Consider the following 11,261-nt stretch of genomic DNA (forward strand, 5'->3'; position numbering starts at 1 on the left):
CGGCGGCGCGGCGCCCCCCGGCGGCGTGCGCGGTGCCGGGGTGCGCGGCCAGGCCGAGCCCGAGCGCGGTGGCGGCGGTGCCGCCCAGCAGGGTACGGCGGTTGATCTCGTGCACCGTGGGTCCCCTTTCGGAGGGTGGCGACCGTCCCGCCGCGGGCGCGCCGCGGCGGGGTGAAAGGGTCGAGGGGCAGGTCAGGACGGGGTGGTGAAGGCGATCTCGTCGATCTCGAACAGGTCGCCGGAGCCGCCGGTGAAGACGAAGCAGATCTTCCCGGCCCGGGCGGGGGCGCGGGAGATCGCGCCGGTCACGGTGGTGAACGTGGCGCCGTCCCAGCCGCCTCCGCCGGCCACCCGCGCCGAGCCGAGCAGCCTGCCGTCGGGCGCCCCGGCCCGCAGCTCGATCGTGCCGCCCGCGCCGCCGGCGGAGACCCGCGCGGTGAACGCCGAGGCGTCGCCGAGCCAGTACGGCTCGAACATGATCCAGTCGCCGTGCTGCACGCCGCCGACGGTGGCGCCGCCGTGCGCGGCGGGACGGTCCACCCGCGACACGCCCGACTGCTCCTTGTAGTGCTCGGCCTGGCGCGTCCTGGGCTGGGTGACGTTGACGTCGGTTGCGATGCGCCGCGTGCGCCGGGTGCGGTCACGATGGGAACGGGGGGAATCGGGGTTCGTGCGGCCTGGAGGGGTGGGGGTCTCCATGCCTTTCCTCCTCGCCGGGGGCAACGGATCCGCAGGGGGGCAGGGGTTCGGGGGCGGTGTCCTCCTTTCGGTGATCCCGGGGACCGGCGCGCGGGTTCGCAGGTCGAGCGGGGTCTCGAGGCGGGCGCCCGCGCGGCGCGGCGGCGGGGCCGGGTCGCCGCGGCGGGGTCAGGTCGCGGCGGGCTGGGGCTGCTCGACGGGGGTCCAGCCGCTGCCGGACGCGGCGCTGCGCGCGACGGCCTCCAGCACCCGCTGCACCTGCAGCCCGTCCTCGAACGACGGCGCCGGGTCGGTGCCGTCGGCGATGGCGGTCAGCAGGTCGGCGACCTGGTGGGTGAAGGCGTGCTCGTAGCCCAGGCCGTGCCCGGCGGGCCACCAGGCGCCCGCGTAGGGGTGCTCGGGCTCGGTGACCAGGATCCGGCGGAACCCGGCGGCGGCCGGCTCGTCGGTCCGGTCGTGGAACCACAGCTCGTTCATCGCCTCGAAGTCGAACGCCAGGCTGCCGGCCGAGCCGTTGACCTCGATCCGCAGCGCGTTCTTGCGCCCGGTGGCGAAGCGGGTGGCCTCGAAGGACGCCAGCGCCCCCCCGGCGGTGCGGCCGATGAACAGCGCCGCGTCGTCGACGGTCACCGGGCCGCGCGCCGCGCCGTCCGCGGTGGCCGCGAGGCCCGCCGCGTCCGCCGCCAGCGGCCGCTCCTTGACGAACGTCTCGGTGAGCGCGCTGACGCCGACGATCAGGTCGCCGGTGATGTACTGGGCGGTGTCGATGATGTGCGCGCCGATGTCGCCGAGCGCACCGGACCCGGCCTTGCGCGCGTCCAGCCGCCACACCAGCGGGTACTCCGGGTCGACGAGCCAGTCCTGCAGGTACTGCGCGCGCACGTGGTGGATGCGGCCGAGGCGGCCGTCGGCCACCAGCCGCCGCGCGAGCGCGACGGCGGGCACCCGCCGGTAGTTGAAGCCGACCATGGCGCGCACGCCGCGGGCCCGGGCGGCCCGCGCCGCCGCCGCCATGGTCTCGGCCTCGGCGACGCTGTTGGCCAGCGGCTTCTCGCACAGTACGTGCTTGCCCGCCGCCAGCGCCGCCACCGCGATCTCGGCGTGCGAGTCGCCGGGGGTGCAGATGTCGACGAGCTGGACGTCGTCGCGGCGCAGCAGGTCCTTCCAGTCGGTCTCCACCGCCGCCCAGCCCAGCGCGGCCGCCGCCGCGGCGGCCCGCTCCCGGGACCGGCCGGCCAGCGCCGCCATCACCGGCGTGAGCGGCGGGTCGAAGAACGCCGCGACGCTGCGCCAGGCCTGCGAGTGGGCGCGCCCCATGAAGGCGTGTCCCACCAGGCCGATCCCGAGGACGGGCTTGCGGTCTTCAGTCATCTGTCTTCCCCCTGTCGAAGCGCTGCGGGCGGGCCTGCCCGCCGGTCAGGACTCGAATCCGAGCGGCAGGTACTGGTCGACGTTCTGCCTGGTGATCGTCTCGGAGGCCAGCGTGATGGACTGCGGGACCTGCCGCTCCACCAGGTCGGACATGCCCTTGCCCTGCGCGATCAGCCGGGCGATGCGGATCGCCGAGGAGGCCATGGTGGGGCTGTAGGTGACGGTGGCCTCCAGCACCCCGCCGCTTTTGATCTCGCGCATGGCGTTGGCCGAGCCGGCGCCGCCGACCATGAAGAACTCGTTGCGGCCGGCCTGCTTGATGGCGGCGAGCACGCCCACGCCCTGGTCGTCGTCGTGGTTCCACAGCGCGTCGATCTTCTTGTGCGCCTGCAGCAGGTTGCCGGCGACCTGGTTGCCGGTCTCCACGGTGAACTTGGCGTCCTGCTTGGCGGTGACGGTGAAACCGTAGGTCTTCAGCGCGTCGGCGAAGCCCTTGCTGCGCTCCTGGGTGAGGGGCAGGGTGGCGATGCCCTGGATCTCCACGATCACCGGGTCGGCGACGTTCTTGGACTTCAGCCTGCTGCCGATGTAGTGGCCGGCGGCCACGCCCATGCCGTAGTTGTCGCCGCCGATCCAGGTGCGGTACGAGAGCTTGTCGGGGAAGACCCGGTCCAGGTTGATGACGGGGATGCCCGCGTCCATGGCCTTGCGGGCGACCTGGTTGAGCTGCTCGCCGTCGTTGGGCAGCAGCACCAGCGCGTCGACCTTGCGGGAGATCAGCGACTCGACCGCCGAGATCTGCTGGTTGATGTCGTTGGTGGGCTCCACGGCCTGGAAGTCGACGTCGGAGTAGCGCTTGGCCTGCGCCTCGGCGTTCTTGGCGATGGCGGCGATCCAGCCGTGGTCGGCCTGCGGCGCGGAGAACCCGATGGTGACGCGCTTGCCCGGCTTGTCGTTGTCGCCCCCGGCGGCGACGTTCTGCCCGGTGGCGGCGTCCTCGTCGGCCTCGGGGGCGTTGCTGGTGCACGCGGCGGCGAGCGCTCCCGCGCCGACCACCGCTCCGCCGACGAGGAATCCCCTGCGGTTGAGGCGGCTGCTGTCTGCCATTGGTCGCTCCTGGAATGCGGGGAGGTGGGATGGGATGGGGGGGTGCGCGGGGGGCGCCGGCCCGGAGCGCTAGGTGCGCGCCTCGAGGCCGCGCCGCTGCAGCAGCACGGCGGCGACGATGATCGCGCCCTTGGCGATGAGCTGGTCGCTGGTGTCCAGCCCGTTGAGGATGAACAGGTTGGTGATCAGGGTGAAGACGAACAGGCCGAGGATCGACCCGACCAGGGTGCCGCGGCCGCCGGTCAGCAGCGTCCCGCCGATGATGACCGCGGCGATGGCGTCCAGCTCGTACAGGTCGCCGTGGGTGCTGGAGCCGGTGGTGGTGCGGGCCATGATGATGATCGCGGCGATGCCGCAGCACAGCCCGGACAGCGCGTACAGCAGCAGGGTGTGCCGCCGGACGTCGATGCCGGCCAGCCGCGCCGCCTCGGGGTTGCCGCCGACGGCGAAGGTGCGCCGGCCGAAGGTGGTGCGGTTGAGCAGCACCCATCCGGCGGCGGCCACCGCGGCGAAGATGAACACCACCAGCGGCAGGCCGAGCACGCGGGTGGTGGACAGCGCCTCGATGGCGTCGTTCTCCGGCCGGACCAGCTGGGTCCTGCGGTCCGACATCCGCTGGGCCAGGCCGCGCGCGGCGACCAGCATGGCCAGGGTGGCGATGAACGGCACCATCCGGCCGTAGGCGATCAGCAGCCCGTTGACCAGGCCGGCGCCGGTGCCGACCAGCACCGCGCACAGCGCCATGACACCGGGCCCGTAGGACTGGGTGGCCACGGTGGTGGCCCACACCGAGGCCAGCGCCATCACCGCGCCCACCGACAGGTCGATGCCCCCGCCGATGATCACGAAGGTCATGCCGACGGTGATGACGCCGATGGTGGCGGCCAGCGACAGGATGCTGACCAGGTTGTCGGAGGTGGCGAAGTTGCCGGGCTTGGTGACCAGGCCGATCAGCGCCAGCAGCACCAGCGCGGCGACCAGCCCGGCGTGCCTGCTCTCCACCAGCCGGACCAGGCCGCCGGGCAGCGGCACGGGTCCCTTCGCGCGCCGCCCGGCGGTCTTCGCGGCGGCCTCGACCCGGGCCTGCTCGTCGGCCGCCGGCCGGTCGGCGGCGGTGTCCGCCGGAACCGTGCCCGCCGGAGCCGTGCCCGCAGGAACCGTGCCCGCAGGAACCGTGTCCGCAGGAACCGTGTCCGCCGGCGCGGTGTCGGCCGCGGTCGTGTCGGCCGGGCGGGCGCCGTGCCCCTCGGCCTCGCTCATGGCGTCCCCACCGTGCCCATGGCGCTCCCTTCCATGATCATGTTCAGTACGGCCTCCTCGTCCAGCTCGGCGCCGGGGGCCTGGTGGATGACCCGGCCCTCGCGCAGCACCAGCACCCGGTCGGCCAGGCCGAGCACCTCCGGCACCTCGCTGGAGACCAGCAGGACGGCGATGCCCTCGTCGGCCAGCCGCCGGACCAGCCCGTACAGCTCGGCGCGGGCGCCGACGTCCACGCCGCGGGTGGGTTCGTCCAGAAGCAGCAGGCGGCGCCGGTTCAGCAGCCAGCGGGCCAGGACGACCTTCTGCTGGTTGCCGCCCGACAGCGTGCGCACCTTGCGGGCGGGGTCGTGCGGCCGCACGTCGAGGGCCTCGAGCTGCCGCGCGACCTCGGCGAGCTCGCGCCGCCGGTCCAGCCAGCCGAGGGAGGAGAAGCGGCGCAGCCCGGCGAGGCTGACGTTGCGGGCCACCGACTCCTCCAGCAGCAGCGCCTGCGCCTTGCGCTCCTCGGGTGCCAGGCCCATGCCGAGCCGCACCGCGTCGGCGGTGCTCGCCGCCTTCACCGGACGGCCGTCCAGCAGCACCCGGCCCGCGGTCGGGCGGCGCGCGCCGTAGACGGCCTCCAGGATCTCCGAGCGGCCCGACCCGACCAGCCCGGCCAGCCCGACGATCTCCCCCGCGCGCACGGTGAACGACACGTCGCGGACGTGCCCGGGCACGGTGAGGCCCTCGACGCGCAGCACCTCCGGCGCGTCCGCGCGCGGCTGCGGGCGCGGCGGGAAGACGTACTCGACGGTGCGGCCGGTCATCAGCGTGACGATCCGCGCGGTCGGGGTGCGGTCGGCGGGCAGGCCGACGGCGACGGTGCGGCCGTCCTTCAGCACGGTGACCCGGTCGCCGATCTCGCGGATCTCCTCCAGCCGGTGGGAGATGTAGACGACGGCGACCCCGGCGGCGGTCAGCTCGCGGATGATGCGGAACAGGTTGGCGACCTCGTCGTGGGCGAGGGCGGCCGACGGCTCGTCCATGACGATCAGCCGGGCGTCGTGGGACAGCGCCCGGGCCATGCTGACCACCTGCCGTCCGGCGGCGGGCAGCCGGCCGACCTCGGCGGTGGGCGGGATCTCGCCGTGGCCGAGCCGCTCCAGCAGCCGCCGGGCGGCCCGGTTCATCCGGCCGCGGCGGGTGAAGCCGAACCTGGCCGCCTCGTGCCCGAGGAAGATGTTGTCGGCCACCGACAGCCCGTCCACCAGGTCGAGCTCCTGGTAGATGGTGGCGATGCCGAGCCGCATGGCGTCGGTCGGCCCGGCCGGGCGGACCGGGCGGCCGGCGAAGCGGATCTCGCCGGCGTCGGGCCGGTGCGCCCCGGACAGCACCTTGATCAGGGTGGACTTGCCCGCGCCGTTCTGCCCGAGCAGGCAGTGCACCTCCCCCGCGCGGACCGTCAGGTCGACGCCGTCGAGCGCCCGCACGCCGGGGAACTCCTTGACGATGCCGCTCATGACGAGCAGGGGGCCGCCGTCCGCGGTGGTCTCCATCCGCCCGCGCTCCTTCCGGGTGCCGGCTGGGGGCCTGGCGCGAAGGTACCCACTTTCGATGACTTTGAGAAGACCTTTTCTCGGATTACGTGCAGCTTTCGACGCTCACAGGACAAACTAGCGCGGCGCCGCCCGGTGACGCATTGCGAGGAGGCCGCCACGGCACGCGGCGGGGCCGCACGGCGGCCATGGGCGTGCGTGCTCACGGGGGGCGGCGGAGCGGCCGTGGACGATGGAAGGGATGTCCGCGCTGGTCAGGCGGTGGAGAAGACCTGGTCGCTGATCATCCGGGCGGCGCCGATGACGCCGGCGGCGGCCTCCAGCTCCGACAGCACGATGGGCAGGTTGCCGGTGGCCAGCGGGGCGGAGCGGCGGTACACGACGCTGCGGATCTCGGCCAGCAGGGTGTGGCCGAGCCCGGCCACGCCGCCCGCGATGATCACCAGCCCCGGGTTGAAGAAGCTGACCAGGCTGGCCAGCACCTGGCCGACGCGGCGGCCGCCCTCGCGGATCATCTCCACCGCCACCGGGTCGCCGGCCTGGGCGGCGGCGGCCACGTCGGCGGCGGTGACCTCGCCCGCCTGGGCGAGCCGCTCGGCCAGGAACGGCGAACGGGCCGAGCGCGCGGCGACCAGCGCGTCGCGGGCCAGCGCGGCGCCGCCGAAGTAGGCCTCCAGGCAGCCGATGTTGCCGCAGGCGCACACCGGCCCGGCGTCGTCGACGCGGATGTGCCCGATGTCGCCCGCGCAGCCGGACACCCCGCGGTAGATGCCGGAGTCGACCACGATGCCGCAGCCGATGCCGGTGCCGATCTTCACCAGCAGGAAGTCCGCGACCGACCGGGCCAGGCCCGCGTGCAGCTCGCCGAGCGCCATGATGTTGACGTCGTTGTCGACCAGCGCGGGGCAGCCCAGCTCGCGGCTGATCACCTCGCGCACCGGGTACCGGTCCCAGCCGGGCATGATCGGCGGGGCGACGGGCACGCCCTCGCGGAAGCTGACCGGGCCGGGCACGCCGACCCCGGCGCCGTGGAGCTCCTCGTACAGGCCCTGCTCGCGCAGCTTGCCGAGCAGGTCCAGGGCGCGTTCGAGCACGACCTCGGGGCCCTGGCGGATGTCGCACGGCTCGGCCAGGTGGCCGAGCACCTCCATCTCGCCGTTGGTCACCGCCACGTCGATGGACGTGGCGCCGATGTCGATGCCGGCGAAGCGCAGCCGCGACGACAGCCGGACGATACCCGAGCGGCGTCCGCCCCGGGACGCGGCCAGCCCGGCGGGCTCGACCATGCCCAGCTCGATCAGCCGGTCGAGCTCGACGGCGAGCTTGGACCGCGACAGCCGCACCACGTCGCCGAGTTCGGCGCGCGAACGCGGCCCCTCGTCGCGCAGCAGGCCGAGCAGCCGGGCCTGGTGCCCGTTCTCGGGCCGAGCCATCGTCCGCATCGCCTCGATCCCCCGCGCGACCCCCGTGCTTTCGTTCTTAATGCTAGAACCTTCCGTCCGTGAAAGGCCGAAGCCGTGGCGGATCGGCGGCCGACGCCCACGTCACGCGCCCGGGTGGACCTGTTTCGTTGCGGAGACTAACCACTTTCGCGGAACCATAAAAGCATTCGTCCGACTCTGTGACTAACTTCTCTCACTCTCTGGACAAAGTCGGTTTCCTGACCGATCGTGAAGGACGCGGGGCCCCGCGACCGAACCCCCGACGAGCCGACTCCCGACAAGCCGAAACCCGACATCGCCCACCCCACCCCCGCGTTCCCGGCCGGAGCGCGGCACCGAGCGAGGAGCGGTTGCCCATGAGCGGAACCGGCGTCTGGCTGGCGGGCGCCCGCGGATCGGTGGCGACGACGGCCGTCCTCGGCGCGCTGGCCGTCCGGGCCGGGCTCGCCGACCGCACCGGATTGGTCTGCGAGGCCCCCGGCTTCCCGGACGCCGGGCTGCCCGCGGTCGGCGACCTGGTGTTCGGCGGCCACGACCTGGCCGACGTCCCCCCGTGGAAGCGGGCCGAGCAGCTCGCCGACGCGGACGTGGTCCCGCCGGGCCTGCCCGCGCGGCTGCGCGGCGAGCTGGCCGCCGTGGAGGCCGACATCGTCACCGGCGGCGCCGACGGCCGCACCCGCGACCCGGCCGGGACGCTGCGCCGCCTGGCCGACGACATCCGCGCCTTCCGCGACCGGCACGGCCTGGAGCGGGTGGTCGTGGTGAACGTGACGGCGACCGAGCCGCCGACCGCGCCGCTGGACGCGCTCGGCGCCGAGCTGGGCGAGGCCGCGCTGCCGCTGCTGCACGACGCGCTGCGCACCAACGACACCCGCCTGGTGGCCGCCGCCCTCGGCCCGTACGGGGCCGCGCGGCTGCCCGCCCCGGCATGGCGGCAGGCCGTGCTGAAGTGCGTGTTCACCGGCGTGCCGCTGTCGGTGGTGGCCGGTCTGGACGACCGCGCCGACGCCGAGCTGACCCGGATGATGACCGACTACGCGCGCGAGCGCACCGCCGCAGGCCGCGACGTCCCCGCGGACGTGGCCCGTTTCCTGGAGGTCCGGTGAGAATCTTCGACCCGCACATCCACATGACCTCGCGCACCACCGACGACTACGAGCGGATGCACCGGGCCGGTGTGCGCGCGCTGGTGGAGCCGGCGTTCTGGCTCGGCCAGCCGCGCACGTCGGTCGGCTCGTTCGTCGACTACTCCGACGGGCTGGTGGGCTGGGAGCCGTTCCGCGCCGCGCAGTTCGGCATCAGGCACCACTGCACGATGGCGCTGAACCCGAAGGAGGCCAACGATCCGCGCTGCCGCCCCGTCCTGGACCTGCTCCCCCGCTACCTGGAGAAGGACGGGGTCGTCGCGGTGGGCGAGGTCGGGTACGACTCGATGACGCCGGAGGAGGACGAGGTGTTCGCCCGGCAGCTCGCCCTCGCCGCCGAGCACGACCTGCCCGTGCTGGTGCACACCCCGCACCGCGACAAGGCGGCGGGCGCGCGCCGGTCGCTGGAGCTGAGCGGCTGAACCGCCGCGGACGCACGCGTCCGGACGGCGCCCTATGCGGGGCCGCCGCCGCGGGCCGGTCCGTCCTCGCGGGCCGGTCCGTCCTCGCCGGGTGCGGCGACGCGGAAGACGCGCAGCTGGAGGGCGAGCGTGGCGTAGTAGCCGACGAGCGTGGTCAACTCGAACACCCCGTCCTCGCCGAGGGCGTCGCGGGCCCGGGCGTACTCCTCGCCGGTCAGGTCGCCGCGGTCGGCGAGCGCGCGGGCGGTGTCGGCGACGAGCCGTTCGCGTTCGCCGGCGAGCGCGGCGTGGTCGCCGGCGCGCAGGGCGCGCAGCTCCTCGTCGGCGAGCCCGGCGGCCCGCCCGACCGCCTCGTGGGCGTGGCGTTCGAAGGCGCTGTCCCAGACGGCGGCGACGACGAGGATCGCGATCTCCCGGCAGCGGTCCGGCAGCGCCCCCCGGTAGCGGATGGCCGCGCCGAGCGCCTGCAGGGCGTGTCCCAGCGCGGGGCGCAGCAGCATCGCGTTGAACGGGCCTTCCAGGCCGCCCGCGTCGTCGGTAAGCGCGAACAGGCGCGGCCCCGTGCCGCGCGGTCCGGACACGATCTCCTCGTACAGGGCGCGCTGGTCGGCGTCCAGTTCGCCGGGCCGCAGCCTGCGCAACCGGGGGGACGGCCTCTTTTCGCCGGGCATGCCCGTAACCTCGCTCTCACGTGCCGGCCTGCGACCTCCCGCAGGACCCGGGGGAAGCCTAGGCCGCACCCGCCACATGGCGGGAAGAGCCCGCCTTCCGACGGTCGAAGTCCGCGGCCCGGACAGCGATCATGAGGGCACACCCCGAGACGAGGAGGCTCACATGACCGCCGCACAGGAGCCCGACGCGCAAGAGCCCGCCCCGATAGGGCCGCCTCCGCCGTTCGACCCGGAACTGAGCGCGGCGCTCGGCATGATACGCGGGCAGTTTCCCCGCCTGTCGACGCTGGAGTCCATCGCCGAGGTGCGGCAGGCGCGCATCGACACGCTGCCCCCGGTCACCGACGACGACCTGCGGCTGGACGGCGCGTTCGAGGTGGAGGAGCGGGCCGTGCCCGGGCCGCCCGGCGCACCGGACGTGCCCCTGCTGATCTGCCGCCCGGTGGGCGCCGAGGCGCCGTATCCGGCGATCTACCACATCCACGGCGGCGGCATGGTCCTGGGCGACAACCGGACGGACCTGCCGGAGACGCTGCTGCCCTGGGCCAAGGAGCTGGGCACGGCGGTGGTCTCGGTGGACTACCGGCTGGCGCCCGAGCACCCGCACCCCGCGCCCGTGGAGGACTGCTACGCGGGCCTGGTGTGGACCCACGAGCACGCCGCCGAGCTGGGCGTCGACCCCGAGCGGATCATCGTCGCCGGGACCAGCGCGGGCGGCGGCCTGTCGGCGGGGGTGGCGCTGATGGCGCGCGACCGCGGCGGCCCGCCGCTGCTGGCGCAGATGCTGCTGTGCCCGATGCTGGACGACCGCAACGACAGCCCGTCGGCGCGGCAGATGGACGGGCTGGACTTCTGGGACCGCACCGCCAACCACGTGGGCTGGACGGCGCTGCTCGGCGACGCCCGCGGCGGCCCGGACGTGTCCCCGTACGCCGCGCCCGCGCGCGCCGCCGACCTGTCGGGGCTGCCGCCGGCGTTCATCGACGTCGGCTCGGCCGAGACGTTCCGCGACGAGGACGTGGCCTACGCGGTGCGGATATGGCAGGCCGGCGGGCAGGCCGAGCTGCACGTGTGGCCGGGCGGGTTCCACGGCTTCGACGGCTTCGCGCCGCACGCCCCCATCTCGCGGGAGGCCCGCGAGGCCCGGCTGCGCTGGCTGCGCCGCGTCCTGAACACCTGACACGAACACCTGACACGAACACCTGACACGAACACCTGACGCGAACGCCTGACGCGAACGCCTGACCTGAAGGCGGACCGGAACGCCCGACCGGAGCGGCGCGCCCGCACGAGGTGTGAGGGCGCGCCGCACGGTGTCATGATGGCGGCGTGAGGGAGCTGGCGGGCAGGATCGCGGCGCTGGATCCGGACGCGGGCGCGGCCGTCCAGGTGATCACCTATTTCGACGGGCTGACGCAGGCCCGCGCCGGCCTGGAGGCGATCGTCCGGGGCGCCGCGGTGCTGGCCGGATGCCCGGCGCGGCTGGTCGATCCGCGGCGGCGGGTGCGCGTGCGGGTCACCGAGACCGGGCACCGCGACGACGCCGGGCCGCCGCCGGACCCCGCCTGGCCCCGCGCCGCCGTCGAGCCGGACGGCGACGCGGCGCTGT

The 11,261-nt window shown here is 74.6% G+C and carries 9 protein-coding genes and 2 pseudogenes; 4 read left to right on the forward strand and 7 right to left on the reverse strand.

Annotated features, from left to right (window positions below):
• Nucleotides 1–192: 192 nt before the first annotated feature.
• The 6 genes from ABD879_RS30170 to ABD879_RS30195 form a co-directional block, all read right to left on the reverse strand.
• Nucleotides 193–699, reverse strand: coding sequence for a carbohydrate-binding protein (locus tag ABD879_RS30170; RefSeq protein ID WP_345025130.1), 507 nt, complete (start codon nt 697–699; stop codon nt 193–195).
• Between the two features lie 168 nt (nt 700–867).
• Nucleotides 868–2,070 (reverse strand): Gfo/Idh/MocA family protein, encoded by a 1,203-nt coding sequence (locus ABD879_RS30175; protein WP_345025131.1) that lies wholly within the window; start codon nt 2,068–2,070, stop codon nt 868–870.
• Between the two features lie 45 nt (nt 2,071–2,115).
• Nucleotides 2,116–3,177 (reverse strand): ABC transporter substrate-binding protein, encoded by a 1,062-nt coding sequence (locus tag ABD879_RS30180; RefSeq protein WP_345025132.1) that lies wholly within the window; start codon nt 3,175–3,177, stop codon nt 2,116–2,118.
• A 69-nt stretch (nt 3,178–3,246) separates the two neighbouring features.
• Nucleotides 3,247–4,437 (reverse strand): ABC transporter permease subunit, encoded by a 1,191-nt coding sequence (locus ABD879_RS30185; RefSeq protein ID WP_345025133.1) that lies wholly within the window; start codon nt 4,435–4,437, stop codon nt 3,247–3,249.
• Nucleotides 4,434–5,972: a sugar ABC transporter ATP-binding protein gene (locus ABD879_RS30190; protein WP_345025134.1), complete on the reverse strand. Its 1,539-nt coding sequence runs from the start codon at nt 5,970–5,972 to the stop codon at nt 4,434–4,436. Before ABD879_RS30190 ends, ABD879_RS30185 begins: the two co-directional genes overlap by 4 nt.
• 254 nt (nt 5,973–6,226) lie before the next feature.
• Nucleotides 6,227–7,414 (reverse strand): ROK family transcriptional regulator, encoded by a 1,188-nt coding sequence (locus ABD879_RS30195; protein WP_345025135.1) that lies wholly within the window; start codon nt 7,412–7,414, stop codon nt 6,227–6,229.
• Between the two features lie 356 nt (nt 7,415–7,770).
• On the opposite strand from ABD879_RS30195, the gene ABD879_RS30200 reads away from it, so the two are divergent.
• A complete protein-coding gene (locus ABD879_RS30200; RefSeq protein ID WP_345025136.1) occupies nt 7,771–8,520 on the forward strand; it encodes an EboA domain-containing protein in 750 nt (249 codons plus the stop codon).
• Nucleotides 8,517–8,972, forward strand: a pseudogene (locus ABD879_RS30205) (TatD family hydrolase); the annotation flags it as partial. The gene ABD879_RS30200 and the pseudogene ABD879_RS30205, both read left to right, overlap by 4 nt.
• 41 nt (nt 8,973–9,013) lie before the next feature.
• Here the strand turns inward: ABD879_RS30205 and ABD879_RS30210 are convergent.
• Complete coding sequence (locus tag ABD879_RS30210; protein ID WP_345025137.1) at nt 9,014–9,652, reverse strand: carboxymuconolactone decarboxylase family protein; 639 nt, start codon at nt 9,650–9,652, stop codon at nt 9,014–9,016.
• 163 nt (nt 9,653–9,815) lie between these two features.
• On the opposite strand from ABD879_RS30210, the gene ABD879_RS30215 reads away from it, so the two are divergent.
• Both ABD879_RS30215 and ABD879_RS30220 read left to right on the forward strand, forming a co-directional pair.
• On the forward strand, nt 9,816–10,832 hold the full coding sequence (locus tag ABD879_RS30215) for an alpha/beta hydrolase (RefSeq protein WP_345025139.1): 1,017 nt from the start codon (nt 9,816–9,818) through the stop codon (nt 10,830–10,832).
• A gap of 149 nt (nt 10,833–10,981) precedes the next feature.
• A pseudogene (locus tag ABD879_RS30220) lies at nt 10,982–11,261 on the forward strand (hypothetical protein); the annotation flags it as partial.

The sequence above is a fragment of the Actinomadura keratinilytica genome, from assembly GCF_039539665.1.
Classification (GTDB): Bacteria; Actinomycetota; Actinomycetes; order Streptosporangiales; family Streptosporangiaceae; genus Spirillospora; species Spirillospora keratinilytica.

Excerpts from the sequence above, each read along its gene's own strand:
- ABD879_RS30170 (WP_345025130.1), bottom strand. The coding sequence starts at position 699 with ATGGAGACCCCCACCCCTCCAGGCCGCACGAACCCCGATTCCCCCCGT.
- ABD879_RS30175 (WP_345025131.1), bottom strand. The coding sequence starts at position 2,070 with ATGACTGAAGACCGCAAGCCCGTCCTCGGGATCGGCCTGGTGGGACAC.
- ABD879_RS30180 (WP_345025132.1), bottom strand. The coding sequence starts at position 3,177 with ATGGCAGACAGCAGCCGCCTCAACCGCAGGGGATTCCTCGTCGGCGGA.
- ABD879_RS30185 (WP_345025133.1), bottom strand. The coding sequence starts at position 4,437 with ATGAGCGAGGCCGAGGGGCACGGCGCCCGCCCGGCCGACACGACCGCG.
- ABD879_RS30190 (WP_345025134.1), bottom strand. The coding sequence starts at position 5,972 with ATGGAGACCACCGCGGACGGCGGCCCCCTGCTCGTCATGAGCGGCATC.
- ABD879_RS30195 (WP_345025135.1), bottom strand. The coding sequence starts at position 7,414 with ATGCGGACGATGGCTCGGCCCGAGAACGGGCACCAGGCCCGGCTGCTC.
- ABD879_RS30200 (WP_345025136.1), top strand. The coding sequence starts at position 7,771 with ATGAGCGGAACCGGCGTCTGGCTGGCGGGCGCCCGCGGATCGGTGGCG.
- ABD879_RS30210 (WP_345025137.1), bottom strand. The coding sequence starts at position 9,652 with ATGCCCGGCGAAAAGAGGCCGTCCCCCCGGTTGCGCAGGCTGCGGCCC.
- ABD879_RS30215 (WP_345025139.1), top strand. The coding sequence starts at position 9,816 with ATGACCGCCGCACAGGAGCCCGACGCGCAAGAGCCCGCCCCGATAGGG.